Origin of the sequence: Streptomyces sp. 8N706, assembly GCF_052245415.1 — a bacterium.
Taxonomy (GTDB): Bacteria; Actinomycetota; Actinomycetes; order Streptomycetales; family Streptomycetaceae; genus Streptomyces.
This window is the reverse complement of the sequence record NZ_JBQQBW010000057.1, coordinates 22,019-45,282: the sequence shown is the minus strand read 5'-3', so window position 1 is coordinate 45,282 and position 23,264 is coordinate 22,019. Positions and strand designations below refer to the sequence as shown.

Here is a 23,264-nt window from a genome sequence, read left to right as displayed (position 1 = left end):
TCCGAGGTCCTCGGGGTGGAGAGGGTCGGCGTCCACGACAACTTCTTCGACCTGGGCGGCGACTCGATCCTGTCCATCCAGGTCGTCTCCCGTGCCCGCCAGGCCGGACTCCACCTCACCTCGAAGCTGCTCTTCCTGCACCAGAGCATTGCCGCTCTCGCGGGCGTCGTGGCCACCGCCGAGCAGCCCTCCTCCGCCGCACCGGCGGAGGTCTTCGGGCGTGCCGAACTGACGCCCATCCAGCGCTGGTTCCTCGACGAGCACACCGTCGATCCCGACCACTACGCGATGTCCGTGCACCTCGAGCTCGCCCCCGGCACAGAGGCCGCGCTGCTGGAGCGGGCCCTCGACGCGGTCGTCGCCCACCACGACGCCCTGCGCATGTGCTACACGCGCCAGGGCAGCGAGTGGATCCAGGAGTACGGCGACCGGCCCAGCGGCATCCTCACCGTCCGCGACATCACCGGCGCCGAGGACACCGAACAGGCCGTGAACGACGCCGCCCTGGAGGCCCAGCGCGCCCTCGACCTGTCCACCGGAACCCTGATCAAGGGCGTCCACATCCGGCTCGGCGACGGCGCAGCCCCCGGCCTCTTCCTCGCCGTCCACCACATCGTCATGGACGGCGTGTCCTGGCGCGTCCTCCTGGAGGACCTGGCCACCGCCTACGACCAGCTCACTCAGGGCCGCCCCGCCGACCTCGGCGCCAAGACCAGCAGTTACCAGCAGTGGGCGGAGCGCCTGACCGCGCACGTCCGCTCCGGTGGCCTCGACCACGAGGTCGACCACTGGCGCGCCGTCGACCCCGACAACTCGCCCGCCCTGCCCGTCGACCACCCGGACGGCCGCAACGCCACCGCCGCCGAGCAGACCGTCGAGGTACGCCTCGGCCGCGAGGAGACCGAGGCACTGCTCCACCGCGTCCCGTCGGTGTACCGCACCCAGATCAATGACGTGCTCGTCACCGCCCTCGGCCGCACCCTGGCGGACTGGACGGGCGCCGACCGCCTCGTCCTCGGCCTGGAGGGGCACGGCCGCGAAGAGCTCTTCGACGACCTCGACCTGTCCCGCACCGTCGGCTGGTACACCACCCACTTCCCGGTCGCCCTCACCCTCCCCGCCGGGCGCGGCTGGGGCGAGACGGTCAAGTCCGTCAAGGAGCAACTGCGCGCCGTCCCGGGCCGCGGCCTCGGCTACGACGCCCTGCGGTTCCTCTCTCTCCCCGGCACCCCGGGCCACGCCCTGCGCGCTGATCGGCTGCCGCCGATCAGCTTCAACTACCTCGGCCAGTGGGACGGCACCACCGCACAGGACAGCCTGATCCGCGACCGTCTCCTCGCCCTCGGCCAAGACCACTCGCCGGACGAGACCCGCCCGTACCTCCTCGACATCGTCGGAATGGCCGAGGACGGCAGCCTCGGCTTCAGCTGGATCTTCTCCGGCGAGGTCTTCGACCGATCCACGGTGGAGCGCGTGGCGCACGAGCACCTGGCGGCGCTGCGCGCCCTGCTGGAGCACTGCCAGCACCCGGCGAGCGGCGGCGCGACCCCGTCCGACTTCCCGCTCGCTGGCCTGGACCAGGCTTCGGTGGACCGGATCGCCGGCGACGGCCGGGACGTCGAGGACGTCTACCCGCTCACGCCCATGCAGAGCGGCATGCTCTTCCACACCCTCGCCGAGCCCGGCTCCGGCGCCTACTTCGAGCAGATGAGTTTCGTCCTGGACGGCGTCGGCGACCCGGAGCTTCTGGAGCGGGCGTGGCAGCACGTCACCGACCACCTGGAGATCCTGCGCGGCGCCGTCGTGTGGGAGCAGGTGGACCGCCCGCTGCTGGTGGTGCGCAGGCACGTTGAGCCGCCGGTCGTCCACCTCGACTGGCGCGGCCTGACCGCCGACGAGCAGGCCCGCGCGCTGGAGCGCCATCTGGCGGAGGACCGGGCGCGCGGCATCGACCTGTCGGCCGCCCCGCTGATGAGGATCACCATCGCCCGCACGTCCGACACCTCCGTACGGGTGGTTCGCACCTCCCACCACGTGCTGCTGGACGGCTGGAGCACCTTCCAGATGCTCGACGAGCTGACCACGGCCTACCGGGCCCTGCTGGACGGGGAGAAGCCCGCCCTGCCCGCGCGGCGCCCCTTCAAAGCCTACGTGGAGTGGCTGGAGCGCCAGGACCTGACCGAGGCGGAGGCGCACTGGCGCGCCCTGCTGGACGGGTTCGACGAGCCGACGGCACTGCCGTACGACCGCCGCCCCGCCGCCACGCACCGCGCGCAGTCCGCCGAGCGGCTGGTGACCCGGCTCTCCGCCGACGCTTCGCGACGGCTCTACGGATTCGCCCGCGCCCACCGGCTCACCGTCAACGCGGTGGTGCAGGGCGCCTGGGCCCTGCTGCTGTCCCGGTACGCGGGGGAGCGCGACGTCGTGTTCGGCGCCACCGTCTCCGGCCGCTCCGCCGGCCTGCCGGGCGTGGACTCCATGGTCGGCATGCTCATCAACGCCCTCCCGGTGCGCGTCGGGATCGACGGTGACGCGCCGGTCGGCGAGTGGCTGGCCCGCGTGCAGCGGGCCCAGGTCGAGGCGCGGCAGTACGAGTACGTGCCGCTGACCCGCATCCAGGGCTGGAGCCGCGTCGAGCGCGGCACCAACCTCTTCGACAGCCTGGTCGCCTTCGAGAACTTCCCCGTCGACGGGGACACCGGACGCGCCGACGACGGCATCCGTCTGCACGGCCTCGAAGGCGCCGACGTCACCAACTTCCCGCTGAACCTCATCGCCTACGCCGGCGAGGAGCTCGCGTACGCCCTCGCCTACGACCCCGAGCTGTTCGACACGTCCACCGTCGAGCGGATGTCCGGGCACCTGAACGCCCTGCTCACCGGCATGGCCGAGACACCCGAACAGCCGGTGTCGGCGGTGTCCATGCTCGCTGCGGGTGAGTGGGAGCGGGTGGTGGGTGAGTGGGCTGTGACGGATGGTGTGGGTGCGTGGGAGGGGACGGTTCATGGCCGGGTGGCTGAGCGTGCCGCGCTGTTGCCGGATGCGGTGGCCGTGTCGTGTGCGGGTGAGTCGCTGACGTATCGGGAGCTGGAGGAGTCGGCGAATCGGCTGGCCCGGCACCTGATGGGGTTGGGTGCTGGTCCGGGGCGTCTGGTGGCGTTGTCGGTGGAGCGGGGTCTGCAGATGGTTGTGGGCCTGTTGGGGATTTTGAAGTCGGGTGCGGCGTATGTGCCGTTGGATCCGGCGTATCCGGCGGAGCGGCTGGCGTACATGCTGGAGGATTCGGGTGCCGGGCTGCTGGTGACGCACCGGGGCCTGGCGTCGGGTCTGCCGGTCGCGGGTGTGCGGGTGGTGGATCTGGACGCTGAGCGGGAGGTCATCGCCGGGCTTCCGGCGACGGCTCCGGTGACGTCGGTATCGGCTTCGGATCTGGCGTATGTGATCTACACGTCGGGTTCGACGGGCCGTCCGAAGGGTGTGGCGGTGGAGCACCGTTCGGTGCTGCATCTGTTGGCCAATTGCCAGCCGCTGTATAACTTCGGCGCGGATGATGTGTGGACGGTGTTCCACTCGTATGCCTTCGACTTCTCCGTGTGGGAACTGTGGGGCGCGCTCGTGACCGGTGGGCGCGTGGTCGTGGTCGGCCACGACACCGCCCGCAGTCCGGAGGCCATGTGGCGGCTACTCCGGGAGGAGCGGGTCACGATCCTCAACCAGACTCCGTCCATGTTCCGGGAGCTGGTCGAACAGGCTGCCCGGTCCTCCGCTTCGCCCCTGCCGGGCCTCCGGTGGGTGGTGTTCGGTGGGGAGGCGTTGGAGCCGAAGCATGTGCTGACGTGGTTCGAGCGGTACGCGTCCGCCGGGACGCGGCTGGTGAACATGTACGGCATCACCGAGACGACGGTGCATGTGACGTTCCAGGAGATCGACGCCGGGCATCTGGCGGCCGGTGGGCGTTTGCCGGCGGGTCGTCCGCTGCCGGGGTACCGGGTGTTCCTGCTCGATGAGCGTGGCGAGCCGGTGCCCACCGGGGTCGCGGGTGAGATCTATGTTGCCGGTGGCGGTCTGGCCCGGGGCTATCTGCATCGCCCGGCTCTGACGGCGGAACGCTTCCCGCTCAACCCGTTCGGGGCGGCGGGGGAGCGGATGTACCGCTCGGGTGATGTGGCCCGCTGGCGGGCCGACGGCACCCTGGAGTACCTGGGCCGCGCGGACGACCAGGTGAAGATCCGTGGCTTCCGTATCGAGCTCGGTGAGATCGAGACCGCGCTCGTCGGACACGATCGGGTACGCGAATGCGTCGTGGTCGCCCATGAGGGTGGGGACGGTCACCGTCGTCTGGTCGCCTATATGGTCGCCGACGGGGAGCTGCCGGTCACGGAGTTGCGTGCGCATCTGGGTGAGACGCTGCCGGACTACATGGTCCCGGCCGTCTTCGTCACCCTGGAGCGGCTGCCGCTCACCCCGAGCGGCAAGGTCGACCGGCGTTCCCTGCCCGAACCCGAGGTGCGGGCCGAGCAGCTCGGCACCACGTACACCGCGCCCCGCAACGACACCGAAGAGGCGCTGGCCGCGATCTGGGCGGACGTCCTCGGGGTAGCGAAAGTCGGCATCCACGACAACTTCTTCGAACTCGGCGGCGACTCCATCCTCTCCATCCAGGTCATCTCCCACGCCCGCCAAGCGGGTCTCCAACTGACCTCCAAGCTCATGTTCGTCCACCAGACGGTCGCCGAGTTGGCCTCCGTCGTCCAGCGCGCCGACGTCGGCGCGACCGCCGACGACGACGCGGCCGAGGCGTCCGGTACGGTCGAACTCACGCCCATCCAGCGGTGGTTCTTCGACGAGCACACCGCCCACCCCGACCAGTACGCGATGTCCGTCCACGTCACCCTGGCGCCGGATACCCACCCTGCGGTGCTGGAGCGTGCCCTGGCCGCGGTCGTCGACCACCACGACGCCCTGCGCATGCGGTACGCGGACGACGGCGCGGGCCACTGGACCCAGGAGTACGGCGAGCGCCCCAACGGGCTGCTCACCGTGCGGGACGTCACGGCCGCACCCGACCCGGAGCAGGCGCTGCACGACGCCGCGCTGGAGGCCCAGCACGCGCTGGACCTGCGCGGCGGCACCCTGGTGAAGGGCGTCTTCCTGCGCATGCCGGATGCGGTGGCTCCGCCCCGGCTGTTCCTGGCCGTGCACCACCTGGTGATGGACGGCGTGTCCTGGCGCATCGTTCTGGAGGACCTGGCCACCGTGTACGGGCAGCTCTCCGACGGCCGTGCGGCCGAGCTGGGCGCCAGGTCCAGCAGCTACCAGCAGTGGGCGCGGCGGCTCACAGAACTCGTCCGCTCCGGCGGCTTCGACCACGAGACCGCGTACTGGCGCAAGGCCTCGTCCGGCGCCGTGGACATCCCGTGCGATGGGCCGGCGTCGAGCACGTACGGCGAGCTCGCGGTGGAGTCCGTGACCCTGGACCGGGCCGAGACGGAGGCACTGCTGCAGCGGGTGCCCGCTGCGTTCCGCACGCAGATTAACGACGTGCTGCTGGCCGCGCTGGGCCGCGTACTGGAGCAGTGGGCGGGCGCGCCGGTCACGATCGCCCTCGAAGGCCACGGCCGCGAAGAGCTGTTCGACGACGTGGACCTGTCCAGGACGGTCGGCTGGTTCACCACCATCTACCCCGTCACCCTCGACGTGCCCGAGGGTCCCTGGGGTATGGCGCTGAAGGCCGTCAAGAAGGCCCTGCGCAAGCTGCCCGGACGGGGACTCGGCTACGGCGCCCTGCGCTACCTGTCCGAGCCCGGCAGCCCCGCGTACACCGCCCTCGCGGCGGCCCCGCACCCGCAGATCAGCTTCAACTACCTGGGCCAGTGGGACGGCACCACGAGTGACAGCGGACTGATCCGGGACCGGCTGGACGGCCTCGGCGCCGACCAGGCACCCGGCCAGACCCGCCCGCACCTGATCGACGTCGTCGCCGCCGTCAGCGACGGCGAACTGCGGATCGACTGGATGCACGCGCCGTCCGCCCACACCCCCACCACCGTCCGCCGGCTCGCTGACGACTTCGCCAGCGCCCTGCGACAGATCGTCGCAGCGGCCGGTAACTGACTGACCTATTGGAAGGCTGTTGTTGTGGCTCGCTACGTACTGAGTGACGACGAAAAGAACGAACTGGCGCGGATCGCAGACGAGTTACTCGCGGCACACCCCGTCTGGGCACCCCTGGACTACGCGGACGACATCCGCGTCGAGGCGGAGCGGCTGCCGGAGGGCGTGCGCCGCTTCTTGGTCGCCTCCCGCGGCGCGGAGGACGCCATCATCGTCGTGGCGAACCTCCCGCTCGACGAGAACCTCGTACCGACGCCCCCCAGCTGGCAGGTCGCGGAGAAGGAGGGCACCGGGATACGCGAGGAGCTGGTACTGCTGCTGATCGGGTCCGTGCTCGGTGACCCTCTCGGCTGGGTCAACCAGCAGAACGGCCGACTCGTGCACGACGTCTGCCCGTCCAAGGGGCAGGAGAACTCCCTGACCAGCGCGAGCAGCCAGCAGCAGCTCACACTGCACACGGAGGACGTGTTCCACTCCTGCCGGGGCGACTACGTGGCCCTGATGTGCCTGCGCAACCCCGACGCCGTGGGCACGACGGTCGCGCTGGTCGAGTCGGTGGAGTTCGACAAGCCGGTGCGGCAGGTGCTGCACCAGGACCGCTTCCGGTTCTTCCCGGACGACTCCCACAACGTGGTGCCGCAGCACACCGCGGAGAACCCCTCGGCGCTGGAGGAGCGCCCGCATGAGGTGGCGTCCGTGCTCTTCGGCCCCGAGGAGGCGCCCTATCTGCGGATCGACGCCGACTTCACCAGCCCGGTGCCCGGCGACACCGAGGCCGAGCGGGCCATGAAGCAGGCCGCCGACCAGCTGGCCGCCGCCGCCGAGCGGGTCGTCCTGAGCCCCGGTGAGGCCGTGTTCATCGACAACTACCGCGCTATCCATGGCCGGGACACGTTCACGCCGCGCTACGACGGGACCGACCGCTGGCTCAAGCGCACCAGCCTGGTGCGCGATCTGCGGCGCACCTACGTGCGGACGAAGTCGCGCTCCCGGCTGCTCGGCTGATGGCGCGCAAGGCCTGGGAGCGGGGCGGCGCACGCGGTTTCTCCCTGCTGTGGGTGAGCGCGGCGTTCGGCGAGTTCGCCTACAGCACCTCGCTGATCGTGCTGCCGCTGATTGTCCTGGCCCTCACCGGCTCACCCTCGCAGGCGGGGATCACCGGATTCGTCGACGCGGCCGCGATGCTCCTGGCGGGGCTGCCCGCCGGGGCCGTCGCCGACCGGTACGACCGCCGAACCGTGATGCTGTGGTGCCAGGCCGCGCTGGTCGCCGTGTTCGGCGCGCTCGCCCTGTTGCTGTGGGCGGACGCGGTCTCGCTGCCCGCGCTGGTGGTGCTCGCCCTGGTGAACGGGGCGGCCACCGCCCTGACGACGGCGGCGGGCGAGGCGATGATCCCGAGCCTGGTGTCGGAGGAACGGCTCTCCGACGCGGTGGCGATGAGCGCGGCGCGGACGTACGCGGGCCAGCTCGCCGGCACGTCCGCCGGCGGGTTCCTGCTGGCGGTGAAGAACACCTTCCCGTTCGTCGTGGGGTGCCTGGCGCATCTGGCCGGGCTGGTGCTGCTGCTGTTCCTGAAGCGGCGGTCCCCGGTCGGCGGCGCCGCCGACCGGCCGGAGACCAGCGGGCGGGGGTTGATGGAGGGGGTCCGCTGGATCGCGCGCCATAGGTTCCTGCGCGTCGGGCTGGTCTGCGCGACGGCGACGAACTTCTTCTTCGGCGTCATCTACTTCATCGTCATCGCTTCCGCGCAGACCAGCGGCATGAACACCGGGCTCATCGGGGTCATGGCCGGACTGCTGGGCGTCGGCGGCCTGGTGGGCGCCCTGGCCGCGCCGCTGCTCCAGCGCGTCCTCACCGGCGCCCGGCCCATCTTCGTCGTGCTGTGGGCATTCGTGCTGCTCACGGCCGGGATCGCGGTGCTGCCGGGCGGCTGGACGCCGGGGGTGCTGCTGGGGGCGATCGCCTTCACGGCGCCGACGGCGAACGCGTACTTCGCCACGTACCAGTTGCTGCTCACCCCGGACAGCCACCGGGGGCGGGTCGTGAGCGTAGCGGCCATCGCGAGCGGCGGGGGCGGCGCGATCGCCCCGTTGGCGGGCGGCATCGTACTGGACCTGGCGGGCCGGTTCGCCGGACTGCTGGGCTGTACGGCCGTGATGGCGGTCATCGCCCTGCTGACGTCGCTGAGCCCGGCTATGCGCGACGTGCCGAAACCCGAACCGACGGAGACGCCGACGGACGCCCAACTGGAGCCAGAGCCGGAGCCGGACAAGGCCACGGCCTGACGCCCCCGCCGACCCCAACCCCACCCCGACCCCACAGCTTCTTACAGACAGGGAAAGACAGCTCACCATGACGATTGATCTGGCCAACCCCGATCTCTACACCACTGACGCCCGCTTCGACATGTGGCAGGAGTACATCCGGTCGGACGCGAAGGTCTGGAGCGAGCCGGGAATCTCCCCGTCCGGTTTCTGGTCGGTCTTCTCCCACCGCGACGTCTCCGCCGTCCTTTCCCCCAAGGCTCCTTTCACCTCCGAGTACGGCATGATGATCGGCTTCGACGCCGAGCGCCCGGACACCTCGGGCGGCCGGATGCTGGTGGTGAGCGACGGAAGTTGGCATTCCGTTCTCAAGCGCCTCATCGGCCCGTTCCTCTCCCGGCTGCGTGCCCCCGAACTGCAATCGGTGCTGCAGCAGGAGGTCAAGGAGATCATCGAGCGGCTGAGGTCGGAGGACTCCACCGACATCGCGCTCGGCGTCGGGCCGCGGCTCCCCGCCGCCATCGTGTGCGAGGTCATCGGCGTACCCCTCAGCGAGCGGGAGCAGCTGATCGAGCTGACCAACCACGCCTTCGGCGGCGAGGAGAACAGCTTCGACAAGATGACGCCCGCCGAAGCGCACACGGAAATCCTCTTCTACTTCCACGAACTGATCGAGCGGCGCCAGAAGGAGCCCGGTCCGGACCTGGTGAGCGTGCTGCTCGCCGACGGCCGGCTGAGCACCGAGGACGTGCTGATCAACTGCGACAACGTGCTGATCGGTGGCAACGAGACCACCCGGCATTCGATCACCGGTGCCTTCCACGCTTTCCAGGCCTTCCCCGGCACGCTCGACGCGCTGCACGCCGACCCGGACCTGACGGACCGGGCCGTCGAGGAGGTGGTCCGCTGGACCTCTCCGGCGGCGCACGTGCTGCGCGTGGCCACCGAGGACTGCGAGATCGGCGGCCAGCAGATCCGCAAGGGCCAGGCGGTAGTGGCCTGGCTGTCGGCGGCCAACCGCGACGAGAGGCTCTTCCCAGACCCGCACCGCTTCGTTCCGGACCGCGCCCCCAACCGCCACCTGGGCTTCGGGACCGGACCGCACCACTGCCTCGGCGCGGCCCTCGCCCGGCTCGAACTGCACGAATTGGTATGTCAGTTGGCGACCGAGGCGCGGGGTGTCGAGCCGCGAGGGGAGGTCTCCTGGATGCGGTCGAACCTGGTCCAGGGCTACCGCAGCCTGAAGGTCTCGATGGACTGGTGCTGAGCGTCCCGGCATTCATATGATCACGAAACGACCGCTGGGTGGGGGGTGCCTCGTCGTGCTGGAACTGTGCCTCAGTGTTGAGGACTTGGCTCGCATTCGCATCATCGGAACCCTGGGCGTGGCGTTCGAAACGCATCTGGCCTGGGGGCGGCTGGCGGAGCAGCAACGCGACGCCCTTTCCGAATGGCGCCGGACGGCTCGGCACCGAGTGCGCAGACATTCCGTCGCGCACCAGGCGATGGATCCGACGCAATCGCTCGTGGAAACCCTGACGTCACCCCTCCCGCGCGATACGGACGCCTTCCACTCGGTGGCCGTCGAACCCTTCTGGGACCGTATTCACCGGTTGCTGAAAGCGGAACGCGACGCATGTGGCCGGGCGATGCTCATCGGCGGCATGGAGCAGGTCCTCAACACCAGACACAGCGCTATCCGGTGGGACGCCCCGGTGCTCCGCATCGACAACTCCCAGCCCGTCCGGCGCACCACCCTGGCCGGCCGCGGCATGACGCTCGTGCCCTCACTGTTCGCGCCCCACCCCATCCTGATCGACGACCGCATGGGCTGGCAGGGGCTGCCCATCCTCGTCTACAACATCACCCCGGACGCGGGGACCGCCGCCGCGCTGTGGCAGAGCCGCGAAGGCGAATCGGCTCTGCACGCCCTGCTCGGCCGCACGCGCGCCGACGTCCTCGCGGCCTTACGGGAAACTAGGTCCACAGGACAGGTCGCCGACCGCCTCCGGATATCCAGTCCCTCCGCCAGCAAACACCTCGCCATCCTGCGCCGCGCCGGATTCGTGACCACGGAACGCCGTCAGAACTCGGCGGTCCACAGCCTCACCCCGCTGGGCGAGGCCATCCTCGGCTGAAGAATCGGACCCCTCACATGCTCTCGCCCTGCCTGACCCGACTCACCTCACCCGCCGACCCGGCCCGGCGCTTGGTGTGCTTCCCGCACGCGGGCGGCGCCGCGAGCTTCTACCGCGGCTGGTCGCGGTACACCGACCCCTCAGTCGAGCTCCTGGCCGTCCAGTACCCCGGCCGCGAGAACCGTTTCCGCGAGCCGCTGATCCCGACGATGGACCCGCTCGCATCGGCCGTCGCCGAGGAGCTGCTGGGTTTGTCGCCCCTGCCCACCGTGCTCTTCGGCCACAGCATGGGCGCGGCCGTCGCGTACGAGGCCCTCCTCCGCATCGAGCGGAGCGGCGCCACCCACGTCACCCGCCTGTGCGTCTCCGGCCGGAGCCCCGACGCCGACGTGCGCGCGGCTGTACGAACGGACGAGGAGGTGATCGACGCAGTCACGTCCCTGGGCGGCACCAACGCGGCCGTCTTCGCCGACCCGGACCTACGCGAGATGCTCCTCCCGATCATCCGCAACGACTACCACCTCATCGACGGCTACCGCCGGGCCGGCGACGCGCCGCCGCTACGCGCCGACGTCCACGCCCTCACCGGCGACCGGGACCCCCAGGTCACCCCGCGGGACGCGGAGGGGTGGCGCACCACGACCTCGGGCTCCTTCTCCCTCACCGTCTTCGAGGGCGACCACTTCTACCTGGTCCCCGCCGCCGAGCGGGTCACCCGTAGCGCCATGGAGGCAGCACCGCCCCTTCCGGTTTAGTGGCATGCCCGTGGTCGGGGCACCTGTCGGGGGGATTCGGGGGTGCGCCGGATGTCGTGAAACGCGCCGGAACCGGAACCTTGCCGTATGACTCGGAACCGGTCGGCACTCATCCTCGTACTGCTGCTCTGTCTGGGGGTTCTGGGCTCCGCCACCCTCCCCCCACCCGAGCAACGGGCGCTCCGGGCCTTGGAGCGTGTCGCCCGCCCGCTGCGCACGACGGAGCCGTCCGGGGGCCTGGGCGACCTGCGGCCGCTCGGGCGCATGGTGGGCGACGCGAAGGTGGTGGGGCTGGGCGAGGCGACGCACAGCTCGCACGAGTTCTTCACCATGAAGCATCGCGTCCTGCGCTACCTGGTGGAGCACAAGGGCTTCCGCACCTTCGCGCTGGAGACCAGCTGGAGCAGCGGCCTGCGGCTGGACGCGTACGTGCGTACCGGCAAGGGTAATCCGCGGCGCATCATGCGGGAGGAGTTCCAGGACACGTACGCGTGGTGGAACGCGGAGGAGTACCTCGCCCTCATCGAGTGGATACGCGCGTACAACATCCGTCACCCGGAGGATCCGCTGCGGTTCATGGGCGACGACTTCGCGTACGCAGGGCCCGAGCTCTACGACACGGTGTTCTGGTACGTGGCCCGGTACCGCCCCGGGCTGCTGCCGCGCTTCACCGAGCTGTACCGGGGCCTGCGGCCCACCACCTCGGCCGGCACGTACATGAGGGACTACCTCACCCGCCCCCTGGCCGAGCGCCGCGCCATGGCCGCCCGGACCGCGTCCGCCCTGTCGCTGCTCGCCCGGCAGCCGGCCCCGGCGGTCGCGACGGAGGATGCCCACGCCTGGGCGGTGCAGCACGCGAGGGCCATCGCGCAGACCGCCCAGGGGTACGCCTTCGACTTCGACGACCCGGAGCAGCTGAAGGCGTCCATGGCCTACCGCGACGAGCTCATGGCGGACAACGTCGCCTGGTGGCAGGCGCGGACGGGCCACAAGGTGCTGCTGTCGGCCCACAACAACCACGTCTCGTACCGCACCTGCGACCCACGCTATCCGCGCATGCAGGGCGCGTTCCTGCACGAGCGGCTCGGCGATGACTACGTGAGCGTCGGCGCGACCTTCGGCCACGGCTCCTTCAACGCGACCGGACCCGACGGCGCCACCCGCGTCTACACCGTGGGCGATCCGGCGGAGGGCAGCAACGAGGACTTCCTTGACCGCGTGAGCCACCGCGACTACCTCGTCGACCTCCGCACCGCCCCGGACTTGGCCCGCACTTGGCTGGACGCCCCCCGCCCCGCGCGCAGCATCGGCACGGACTACCCCGGCCGCCCACACCGCATCGCAGCCTCCCGGTCCCACGACATCGTGATCCACCTCCACCAGGTCACCCCGGCCCACCTGCTGGCCGTCCCGCGCTGACGACCCAGTCTGGACACACCGGTCGCCATGACCTGGGACTCACGCACGCGGTCCGCGCGCCGCTGCCCGGGCCGCTCGTCGAGCGTGTCGCCCGCGCTGATTCACAGGAAGCGCCTCACAGGAAGCGCCGCACGGGCGCGACGGCGGTTTCGCGGAGGCGCTGGAGACCGGCGCGGCGCTTCCAGCGGGTGAGGTCGATCTCGAGTGGTCATCAGTACGTGCACCTCGCTCCCGATGCGCACCTGGCGATTCTCGGTGCGTGGACACGGCTTGAATCCCATTTGATCGTCCCCGCCACAGCTGCTTGGTTCCCGAGCCGGCGCTGGCGATGGCAGCTGCGCAGTTGTGAAGAAGGGGAACCGCGCGGTTCACCCCGCGACCTGGGATGGAGGCACCTCTGGAGGATTCCACTGCCTCTTTGAGCGGCGCCGGTCGTCAAGCCGATCTCGGGCGTGACCACCGGCGCCGAACGCGCTTTCCAGCACCCTCGGAAAGCGGTTCCAGCTCCGGCTGGTGATCGCCGCGCGGTCCCCTGTACGCAAGTTCGTGACTGGCTGACCCTCGTGACGCTCGTTTGACGCACAGGCGCTCTGAACGCTCCCTGAAGTCGGTCGCAGAGCCCCTCGGACCTCGTATCTTGTCTCCCAGTCGCAATTTGCACATCTTCCCGATGACGCATCACGTGGAGCTTCCGCGCTCGGGTACCTTGGCGGTTGTCTTAACGGAGGTTGGCGGATACCAATATCGATAATGCAACCGTCAGGTGCGACTGAGCTTCTTGGGTTGATGAAGATCGTCCTGCGGGTGGCCGCGAAATCTCCGTACCCTGCGTGCCCACAACGGAGACCTTGCGCGGTACGGACCTGGACAGCGGTACGGACCTGGACATGATCGAACAACCCTATGACGGATGCGGAACGCGCCTGCTGGGCGTGCGAGTGATCAGGCCCGTCGCTCGTCGTATCCTGGCCGACCCCGAGTACAAGACACCCAGCAGGAGCCGCACCGAGACCGTGCTCAGGACCGGGTCGCCGGTCAGCGTGGTGCGACAGGCTCCAGCTCTGCATCGGGCCCCACCGCCGAGTGCAGTCGTGCGTAGGCTCCCTCGGCGGCCAGGAGCTGGTCATGGGTGCCGCGCTCGACGATGCGGCCGCCTTCCATGACGACGATGAGGTCCGCGTCGCGGATGGTGGAGAGCCGGTGGGCGATGACGAAGCTGGTGCGGCCCGCGCGCAGCTCGTGTGCCGCACGCTGGATGAGGACCTCCGTACGGGTGTCGACGGAGCTCGTCGCCTCGTCCAGGAGCAGGATCGCGGGCCGGGCCAGGAAGGCCCGGGCAATGGTGATGAGCTGCTTCTCGCCCGCGCTGACGTTGGCCGACTCCTCGTCCAGGAGCGTGTCGTAGCCGTCCGGCAGGGTGCGGATGAAGCGGTCCGCGCACGTGGCGCGGGCGGCGGCCACGATCTCCTCTCGAGTGGCCTCGGGGCGCCCGTAGGCGATGTTCTCGGCGATGGTGCCGGAGAAGAGCCAGGCGTCCTGGAGCACCAGGCCGATGTGGGAGCGCAGGTCCTCGCGGGTCAGGGTGGTGATATCGGTGCCGTCCAGGAGAATGCGCCCCTCGTCGGTTTCGTAGAACCGCGTGAGGAGGTTGCCCAGAGTGGTCTTGCCCGCGCCGGTCTGACCGACGACCGCCACGGTCTGGCCGGGTTCGACGGTGAGGGAGAGGTCTTCGATGAGGGGGGTGTCAGGGGAGTAGCGGAAACGGACCTTCTCGAACCGGACGTGTCCGCGGGGTTTTTGGAGGCGCGCGGGGCACTCGGGGTCGGGCCCCTGTTCGTCGGCGTCCAGGAGGTCGTGGATCCGCTCCGCGGAGGCGAGGGCGGACTGCAGTCGGGCGGCGATGCCGGCGACCTCGACGATCGGCTGGCTGAACTGCCGGGAGTAGAGGATGAACGCCTGGACGTCCCCGATGGACAGGGCCCCGGCGACCACGCGCAGCGCGCCGACGACTGCCACGACGACATAGCCGAGGTTGGAGACGAACATCATCGACGGCTCGATGGCGCCGGAGACGAACTGGGCCCGGGCGCCGGCGCGGTAGAGGGCCTCGTTGTGCTCGTCGAAGGCACGCTCGGCCTGCTCGCGCCGCCCGAAGCTCTTGACCAGCGCGTGCCCGGTGTAGACCTCCTCGACATGGGCGTTCAGCGCTCCGGTGGCGGACCACTGCTGGGCGAACCGCGGCTGTGCGCGCTTGCTGATCCGGGCCGCGAGCACGGCCGACAGCGGTACGCAGGCCAGCATGATCAGTGCCAGCAGCGGCGAGATGACGAACATCAGGACCAGCATGCTCAGCACGGAGAACACCGCCGTGATCAGCTGACTGAGGGTCTGTTGGAGGGTCTGCTGGAGGTTGTCGACGTCATTGGTCACCCGGCTGAGCATCTCGCCCGCCGGGTGGCGGTCGAAGTACCGCAGTGGCAGGCGGGCGAGCTTGGCCTCCACGGACCCGCGCAGCGCGAAGACCACACGCTGGACGACGGCCGTGACCAGCCGCCCCTGGAGGAGGATGAGGATGGCGGCGGCGGCGAAGAGCGCGAGCGCGATCAGCAGCGCTCGGGCGATCCCGTCGAAGTCAACTCCCCTGGATCCATGGGTGGGCTGGATGCCGTCGAAGATGAGGTCCGTGGCCCTGCCGAGGAGCATCGGGCCCGACGCGTTGAGCGCGACGCCGCCGAGGCCGAGGGCGACCGCCACAGCCACCAGGGCACGGTGCGGCCGCAGCAGTCCCAGCGTGCGGCGGGCGGGGCCGCGCCGCCCGCGCCTAGGGCCGTCCGTCGAGACCATGGACAGCCTCCTGAAGGGTCGTGGCGGCTCCGGCGTCCGGGCCGGATTCGCCGGGGTGGCCGGTGATCGCGGTGAGTTGGGACCGGGCGATGTCCCGGTACGTTGTACTGGTGTGCAGCAGCTCCTCGTGCGTTCCGGTGGCGGCCACCCGTCCCGCCTCCAGGACCACGATGCGCTGTGCGTGTTGGACGGTGCTGACGCGCTGGGCGACGGTGAGCACCGTCGCCCGGGAGACCTCCGGCTCCAGGGCGGCCCGCAGCGCGGCGTCCGTGGCGTAGTCCAGCGCGGAGAAGCAGTCGTCGAAGAGATAGATGTCCGGCCTGCGCAGCAGGGTACGGGCGATTGCCAGGCGCTGCCGCTGCCCGCCGGACACATTGGTGCCGCCCTGGGCGATCGGCGAGTTCAGACCCTCGGGCAGGCGCTGTACGAAATCGCGGGCCTGGGCGATCTCCAGCGCGTGCCAGAGGTCGTCGTCGGTGGCGCCCGGGTCGCCGAAGCGCAAATTGCTGGCGACGGTGCCGGAGAAGAGGTACGGCCGCTGCGGTACGAAGCCGACGGTGCGGCGCAGCACCTCCGCGTCCAGTGTGCGGACATCGACGCCGTTGACGTGGACGGAGCCGCCGGTGGCGTCGAAGTGCCGCAGCACGAGATTGAGCAGGGTGGTCTTGCCGCTGCCGGTGCTGCCGAGGATCGCCACCGTCTCGCCGGGCCCGGCGCTCAGATCGATCCCGCGCAGCACCGGCTCCTCCGCTCCCGGATAGCGGAACTCCGCGTCACTCAAGGTGAGGTGGCCGACCGCTGGCCCGACGCGTACGGGCTCGCGCGGCGCCGCCACGCTCGGCTCCGTCGCCAGTACCCGCTGGATGCGCTCGGCCGAGACCCTCGCGCGCGGCATCGCCAGGCACACGAAGGTCACCATCACCACCGACATCAGGATCAGCGTCAGATAGCTCAGAAACGCGCTGAGCGCACCGAACCGCATCGCCCCGGCGTCGATACGGTGGGCCCCGAACCACAGCACGGCCACCATGAAGGCATTGAGGACCAGCAGCACGACGGGGATGATGGTGGCCAGCAGCCGGCCGACGCGCAGCGAGATGTCGCGCAATTCGGAATTGGTGCGGCGGAATCTCGCGCTTTCATGGGCGTCGCGTACGAATGCCCGTACGACGCGGACTCCGGTAATGCGTTCGCGCAGCAACTCGTTGATGTGGTCCAGATATATCTGCATACGGGCGTAGAACGGATCGGTGCGGCCGAGGACGAGGCCGAAGGACATTCCGATGGCCACCATCAGTGCCACCAGGAGCAGGGAGAGCGGAATGTCCTGGTGGAGTGCGAGCGCGATACTGCCCAGGCACATCAGGGGAGCCGATACGGCGACGCCGCACGCGGACACCGCCAGCATCTGTACCTGCTGCACGTCGTTGACGGTCCGCGTCATCAGCGACGGAGTGCCGAACTGCCCGACCTCGCGAGCCGAGAAGTCCAGCACGCGGCGGAAGACGGCCGAGCGTATGTCGCGGCCCATCGCCATGGCAGTGCGGGCACCCAGCGACACCGCGCCCACGGACGCCGCGACCTGGACGAGCGCCACGGCCAGCATGCCCAGGCCCGTCCGGGTGATGTAGCCGCTGTCGGCCTTGACGACGCCGTTGTCGATGATCACGGCGCCCAGCGTCGGCAGGGCCAAAGTGGCCAGGATCTGCGCCAGTTGCAGCAGCGCCAGCAGGGCGACGGAGCGCCGGTGGGGCCGCAGATGGGTTCGCAGAATTCTGAGCAGCACCGGGCGACGCTCCAGGAGAGGGCAGGCCGGGTATCGGCGGTATGGGTGAGGGTGCCGACCGGGCCTGGACGGGGCACACCCGGACAGTGCAGCGCACCGCACACCGGAAAATCCCTAGTGTCCCGGCGGCATGGTGCCGCGGGGCCGTACCGGATCCGGCGGCGCACGTCTCGACAGGCCGGAAAGACACGGTGGTGGGGACTCGGGAATTCCCTAGTGTGCCCGGAATTTCTTGACACCGCGACCGGCGGCTTGGAAGCGTGCGAATGCCCAGCGTCTGGACCGCGGCGTGTTCGATGTCATTCGATACCAAGAGGTCAAGTAGCCGATTTCGGCTCTGCGTTTGGGCGTTCTGTCCTATGCGGAGGAAGGAAATGAGATGTCCAAGCGTGCGCTGATCACCGGAATTACCGGGCAGGACGGCTCCTATCTGGCCGAGCACCTGCTCGCGCAGGGGTACCAGGTGTGGGGCCTGATGCGAGGTCAGGCGAACCCCCGCAAGTCGCGGGTCAGCCGACTCGTCTCCGACCTGTCCTTCGTCGACGGCGACTTGATGGACCAGGCCAGCCTGGTCTCCGCCGTCGACAAGGTGCAGCCCGACGAGGTCTACAACCTCGGTGCGATCTCCTTCGTGCCGATGTCCTGGCAGCAGGCCGAACTCGTCAGCGAGATCAACGGCATGGGCGTGCTGCGCATGCTGGAGGCGATCCGCATGGTCAGCGGCCTGAACGGCTCGCGGAGCGGCGGCAGCGGCCGGATACGCTTCTACCAGGCGTCCTCGTCGGAGATGTTCGGCAAGGTCGCCGAGACCCCGCAGTGCGAGACGACCATCTTCCGCCCGCGCAGCCCCTACGGCGTCGCGAAGACCTACGGTCACTTCATCACCCGCAACTACCGTGAGTCCTTCGACATGTATGCCGTCTCCGGCATGCTGTTCAACCACGAATCCCCGCGCCGTGGCGCGGAGTTCGTGACCCGGAAAATCTCCCTGGCGGTGGCCCGCATCAAGCTCGGCTACCAGGACAAGCTGTCCCTGGGCAACCTCGACGCCGTACGCGACTGGGGTTTCGCCGGGGACTACGTCCGTGCCATGCACCTGATGCTCCAGCAGGACGAGCCGGGCGACTATGTGATCGGAACCGGCCAGATGCACTCGGTCCGCGACGCCGTCCGCATCGCCTTCGAGCACGTGGGCCTGAACTGGGAGGACTACGTCCACATCGACCCCTCGCTGGTGCGCCCGGCCGAGGTGGAGATCCTGTGCGCGGACGCCGAGCGCGCCCGTACCCAGCTGGGCTGGGAGCCCACCGTCGACTTCCCCGAACTGATGCGCATGATGGTCGACTCCGATCTGCGCCAGGCGTCCCGCGAGCGGGAGTACGGGGACCTGCTGCTGGCCGCCAGCTGGTAGCCGGGCGCACGGGATACCGTTCCTGAGGGCTGAGCGGGAGTGAGTCCTGTTGCCAGAACCCAGGCTCAGCCGCGACGCGCTTGCGCCCGACGGACAGGCCGTCGATCTCGTCCAGGGCCGCATGGATGCGCGGGGCTCCGTAGGTCCCGTGGGACCGCTCGTGGTGCCCGCGGATCCTCTCCATGAGCTCGGCGTCCTCCCGCTGCCGGCGGGAGGGGCCGCGGTCCTTCCAGGCGTAGTAGCCCTGCCGCGACACACTCAGCGGCCGGGCCAGGAGGGAGACGTCGGGTGTGCCGTGTTCTCGTCGATCAGTCGGTAGCAGGTCACCGACCGCTCTCCCGGACGAAGGAAACCGTGGCCTTGCGGAGGATCCCCTTCTCGTCGCGCAACCGCTTCACCTCAGGCGCAGTTGGGCGAGTTCCTCCTGCTCGTCGCCGGTCGGTCCCGGACGCTCCCAGGCGTCCACTCGGTCCTGGTCAACCCAGGTACGGATGGTCTGGGCGGGCATGATGAACTCCTCCTTGCGGGATCCAGTGTCACACAGCAGAAGTCCATCAAACCGGGGCAACTTCCACCGCGCCGTCACGCGGAGCACGGACACTAGGTAATTTCCCGCATTTTTCCTTGTGGAATGGACGTGTGGAACACAGGAGCCGGTGATCGGCCGCCGCATCCCGGCAGACCGGTCCGGCGCCCATCGCGAGGAGGAGGAACCAGCACCATGACGACGACCACGGCGGAAGGGCTCTGGGCCCGGTGCTACCACCCGGCTCCGCACCATCGGCGCCAGCTCATCTGCTTTCCGCACGCGGGCGGTTCGGCCTCCTTCTTCTTCCCGGTGTCGGCACAGCTGTCGCCCGTGGCGGAGGTGCTGTCGGTGCAGTACCCCGGCCGCCAGGACCGGCGCACCGAGACCAGCCCCGGCGACATCGCGACCATGGCCGATCAGGTGTACGCGGCCCTGCGGGACCGGCTCAGGTCGCGGCCGACGGCGTTCTTCGGGCACAGCATGGGCGCGATGGTCGCGTTCGAGGTGGCCCGGCGGCTGGAGGCCGACGGCGGCGAACTGACGCACCTCTTCGCCTCGGGGCGGCGCGCGCCCTCGCGCTACCGCGCGGAGAGCGTGCACCGGCGCGACGACGACGGGATCGTCGCCGAGCTGAAGCTGCTCTCCGGTACGGACGCCTCGCTGCTGGGCGACGAGGAGCTCCTGCGCATGATCCTCCCGGCGATCCGTAGCGACTACACCGCGGTGGAGACCTACCGCTGCGACCCCGGGGCGGCGATCAAGGCGCCGATCACCGCGTTGACGGGTGACAACGACCCCAAGACCACCCTGGAGGAGGCCGAGGACTGGCGTGCGCACACCACGGGCGCGTTCGACCTCCAGGTCTATCCGGGCGGTCACTTCTTCCTCGGCTCCCAGGCCCCCGCCGTACTGGCGCTGCTGCGTGGACATCTCACCGCCGCCGAGGAGTTGGCGCACTGAGGTGGTTCCTGGCCACGAGTCTGTTGATCATGTACTCTGGCGCACGTCAGACATCACCCTTTAGGGTGATTTGCAGCACGATGTAGTGACGCCCCGTCGCATCCGTTGTGTCTCGGAGGCGCGAGGAGCCCTATGGTGCGAGACCGGAGTGTCAATTCCTGCTTGAACAGCACTTTGGTTGGCCGAGCCGATGACGTGAGGGCGCTCAACCGCCTTGCCCGCGCGGCGCGTGGGGGGCGCGCGAGCTCGGCGGTGGTGACGGGTCCGACCGGAATCGGCAAGTCTGCCCTCCTGCGTGCTTTCCTCGGCGGGGACGCCTGCCGGCACGCGACGGTTCTGCAGGGCACCTGCGAGGAGGGCGCCTCGGGCGACTCCTGGGGCGGCGTACGCACCCTGCTCGGCCCGACCGCGCAGGACGCCTCCCCCGAAGACGCCGCCCTCCTCGCCCTCACCCCCGGCACGCTGGCCGGTGAGCCGCCGCACGCCCCCGCCGTCCAGCGCGCGTTCCACGGCCTGTACCGCCACGCGGCGAACGCGCTGAGCCGCTGCCCGCTCGTCCTGGCCCTGGACGACGTCCACCACTGCGACGAACTCTCCCTGCACTGGCTGGACTTCCTGCTGCGCCGGGCCGACGGCCTCCCCCTGCTCGTCGTCCTCACCCGGCAGGAGGAGGCCACCGCCCTCGATCACGGTGCCCCGGGCCACCGCGCCCTGGCGGACCTCACCGCCCGCCGCCGCACCACGACGCTGCGCCTGCGGCCGATGACCGAGACGGATGTCGCCGAGGTCGTACGGCAGTTCTTCCCGGCACCCGCCGCCCCTGCCTTCGTCACCCGCGCCTGGGTCATGACCGGCGGTAATCCCCGCCTCCTGGACCGCCTGCTGCGCGAACTGTGGGCCGAGGGCGCCGGTTCGGGCGTGGGCGGCGCCGACCGGATCGCCGAGACCGGCGGTCGCGTCCTGGCACGCTGGGCACGCGAACTCCTGGACCGCCGGCCGCTCTGGGTCGGCGAGGTCGCGCGGGCGGTGGCGGTCCTCGGCGAGCGAGGCGCCGACCACGTCGGCCCCCTGGCCGCCGTCCCCGCCGATGTCGTCGAGGATGCCCTGATGGTGCTGCGCGAGGCCGGACTGCTGACGCCCGGCGGCAGGCACCTTGCGGACGGAGCGGTGCGCGAGGCGGTGCTGGAACCCCTGGACGCCCAGGCGCTGTCGCGCCTGCACACGCGGGCGGCCCTGCTCCTGAGCGACGCGGGCCGGCCCGCCGAAGAGGTCGCCGACCACCTCCTGCCGCTGCCCTCGATATCCGAACCATGGATGCCCGGCGTCCTGCTGGAGGCCGCTGTCCGGGCCGAGGCGCGCGGCGCCCCGGAGACCGCGGCCCGCTACCTGTACCGGGTACTGGAAGTGGACCCCGACAGCGTGGAGGTCCGCGTCCGGCTGGCCCGAGCACTGGCCGAGACCGACCCGCCCGAGGCCATCGGCCTGCTCCGCGGAGCGCTGGCGCCCAGCGTCGACATCCGCACCCGGGCGAGGATCGCCGCGCAGTTCGGCACGACCTGCCTGGCCGCGCGCGAAAGCACCGCCGCCCTGGGCATGCTCGAAGAGGTCCTGGACGCCCTCGACGCCGAACTCGGCCCCGACCTCCTGCCGGCCGACCGCGAACTGCGCACGCTCGTCGAGTCGGTGCTGCTGATCGTCGGCTCACAGGGCCGCAGCACGATCGCCGCGACACGGAAGCGGGCCGCCGCGGCGATGACCGTGCCCGAGGGCGACACCCCCGCCCAGCGCCAGAAGCTGGCGGCGATGGCGGTACTGACGGCACTCGACGACCAGGCTCCCGAACCGGCGGTGAAGTGCGCCCTGCGCGCGGCCTCCTCCCCCCCACTTCCCCTGAAAAACTGGTCCCTGATCAACTCCGCCTTCGTCCTGGGCCTCGCCGACCGCACCGAGGACGCCCTGCACGCGCTGGACCGTCTCCTGCGCCACGGCCGGGAGAACTCCCGCGGCTGGACCTACTCCCTGGCCCTGTCCACCCGCGCCCTGCTCCTGCACGGCCTGGGCGCACTCCCGGACGCGCTCGCGGACGCCAGGGCGGCGGTGCAGATCAGCGGCGCGGAACGGTGGGGCGAGACGGTGGTCCTGCCGCGCCTGGCCCTGGCGGGCGTACTGGTGGACCGGGGCGAGGCCGCGCGTGCCGAGAAGCTGCTGACCAGCACCGGACCCGCCTGGCGCGACCAGTACGTGTGGACCTACCCCCGTTACCTCTTGGCCCACGGCCGTGCCCGCCACGCCTTGGGGGACGCAGAGGGCGCACTGGCGCTGTTCCGCGAGTGCGGCAGGTCACTGGAGGAGGACGGAGTGCGCCACGCGGCATACGTGCCCTGGTGGGCGGAGGCGGCCTGCGTGCTCGCGGAACTGGGCCGCGCCGAGGAGGCCCAGGAGCCCGCCGCGCACGGCACGCGGCTCGCACGGCGCTGGGGCACCCCACGCGTCCTCGGCCTGGCCGCCCTGGCCCGCGGCGTGGCCACCCCCGGCGAGAAGGGCGTGGAACTGCTGGGCGAGGCGGTGCGGGAACTGTCCGCCTCACCGGCCCGCGTCGAACACGCCCGTGCCGAACTCGTCCTCGGCCAGGTCCTGTTGACGGCCGGTGACCGGCGCGGCGCGCGCGAGCACCTGCGCGCCGCGTCCGACCTCGCCCAGCGTTACGGCGCCGTCGCGCTGGGCCAGAACGCCCGCGGCGCCCTGCTGGAGGCGGGCGGCCGCATGCGGAAGATGACCGCCTCGCCCCTGGACCTGCTCACCAGCATGGAACGCAAGGTCGCCGGCCTCGCCGCCGGCGGTGCCGGAAACCGCTCGATCGCACAGTCGCTGTACGTCACCGTACGCACGGTCGAGACGCATCTGACCAGCGTGTACCGCAAGTTGGATATTGCCGAGCGCGCCCAGCTCGCCGCGGTTCTCCGCTCCCCGGGCGTCCGCGGGGCACGGGTGCCACGGCAGGCGTCGCGGCCGCGCGGACAGCGCTGAGAGCGGCCGGGGTGATG

Annotated in this window: 12 protein-coding genes and 1 pseudogene; 10 read left to right on the top strand and 3 right to left on the bottom strand. The window is 70.5% G+C overall.

Features of this window, described 5'->3' with window-relative positions:
• The 7 genes from ACTWQE_RS21145 to ACTWQE_RS21115 all read left to right on the top strand — a co-directional run.
• The coding region (locus ACTWQE_RS21145) for an amino acid adenylation domain-containing protein (protein WP_443330569.1) at positions 1-6,114 on the top strand (6,114 nt) is incomplete at its 5' end.
• 24 nt (positions 6,115-6,138) lie between these two features.
• Positions 6,139-7,119, top strand: coding sequence for a TauD/TfdA family dioxygenase (locus ACTWQE_RS21140; RefSeq protein ID WP_443330568.1), 981 nt, complete (start codon positions 6,139-6,141; stop codon positions 7,117-7,119).
• Positions 7,119-8,399 (top strand): MFS transporter, encoded by a 1,281-nt coding sequence (locus ACTWQE_RS21135; RefSeq protein WP_443330567.1) that lies wholly within the window; start codon positions 7,119-7,121, stop codon positions 8,397-8,399. Before ACTWQE_RS21140 ends, ACTWQE_RS21135 begins: the two co-directional genes overlap by 1 nt.
• A gap of 67 nt (positions 8,400-8,466) precedes the next feature.
• Complete coding sequence (locus tag ACTWQE_RS21130) at positions 8,467-9,645, top strand: cytochrome P450 (protein ID WP_443330566.1); 1,179 nt, start codon at positions 8,467-8,469, stop codon at positions 9,643-9,645.
• Between the two features lie 85 nt (positions 9,646-9,730).
• Entirely contained in the window at positions 9,731-10,516 is a 786-nt protein-coding gene (locus ACTWQE_RS21125; protein ID WP_443330565.1) for a winged helix-turn-helix domain-containing protein, read from the top strand.
• Positions 10,517-10,533: 17 nt separating this feature from the next.
• Positions 10,534-11,271, top strand: a complete 738-nt coding sequence (locus ACTWQE_RS21120) for a thioesterase II family protein (RefSeq protein WP_443330564.1) — start codon at positions 10,534-10,536, stop codon at positions 11,269-11,271.
• 87 nt (positions 11,272-11,358) lie between these two features.
• Positions 11,359-12,690 carry an erythromycin esterase family protein gene (locus tag ACTWQE_RS21115; protein WP_443330563.1) on the top strand — a complete coding sequence of 444 codons (1,332 nt, stop codon included), beginning with the start codon at positions 11,359-11,361 and terminating at the stop codon, positions 12,688-12,690.
• Between the two features lie 1,035 nt (positions 12,691-13,725).
• Here ACTWQE_RS21115 and ACTWQE_RS21110 read toward each other — a convergent pair.
• Both ACTWQE_RS21110 and ACTWQE_RS21105 read right to left on the bottom strand, forming a co-directional pair.
• The gene (locus tag ACTWQE_RS21110; protein ID WP_443330562.1) at positions 13,726-15,534 is read right to left on the bottom strand and encodes an ABC transporter ATP-binding protein; all 1,809 of its coding nucleotides are present in this window, start codon (positions 15,532-15,534) and stop codon (positions 13,726-13,728) included.
• On the bottom strand, positions 15,512-17,320 hold the full coding sequence (locus tag ACTWQE_RS21105; RefSeq protein ID WP_443330561.1) for an ABC transporter ATP-binding protein: 1,809 nt from the start codon (positions 17,318-17,320) through the stop codon (positions 15,512-15,514). The genes ACTWQE_RS21110 and ACTWQE_RS21105 overlap by 23 nt, the downstream gene beginning before the upstream one ends.
• A 379-nt stretch (positions 17,321-17,699) precedes the next feature.
• On the opposite strand from ACTWQE_RS21105, the gene ACTWQE_RS21100 reads away from it, so the two are divergent.
• Positions 17,700-18,731 carry a GDP-mannose 4,6-dehydratase gene (locus ACTWQE_RS21100; protein ID WP_443330560.1) on the top strand — a complete coding sequence of 344 codons (1,032 nt, stop codon included), beginning with the start codon at positions 17,700-17,702 and terminating at the stop codon, positions 18,729-18,731.
• 82 nt (positions 18,732-18,813) lie between these two features.
• On the opposite strand, the pseudogene ACTWQE_RS21095 reads toward ACTWQE_RS21100, so the two are convergent.
• A pseudogene (locus ACTWQE_RS21095) lies at positions 18,814-18,915 on the bottom strand (transposase); the annotation flags it as partial.
• 537 nt (positions 18,916-19,452) lie between these two features.
• Between ACTWQE_RS21095 and ACTWQE_RS21090 the strand changes: the two are divergent.
• A complete protein-coding gene (locus ACTWQE_RS21090; protein WP_443330559.1) occupies positions 19,453-20,220 on the top strand; it encodes a thioesterase II family protein in 768 nt (255 codons plus the stop codon).
• Positions 20,221-20,352: 132 nt separating this feature from the next.
• The gene (locus ACTWQE_RS21085) at positions 20,353-23,247 is read left to right on the top strand and encodes an AAA family ATPase (RefSeq protein ID WP_443330558.1); all 2,895 of its coding nucleotides are present in this window, start codon (positions 20,353-20,355) and stop codon (positions 23,245-23,247) included.
• Positions 23,248-23,264 lie beyond the last annotated feature (17 nt).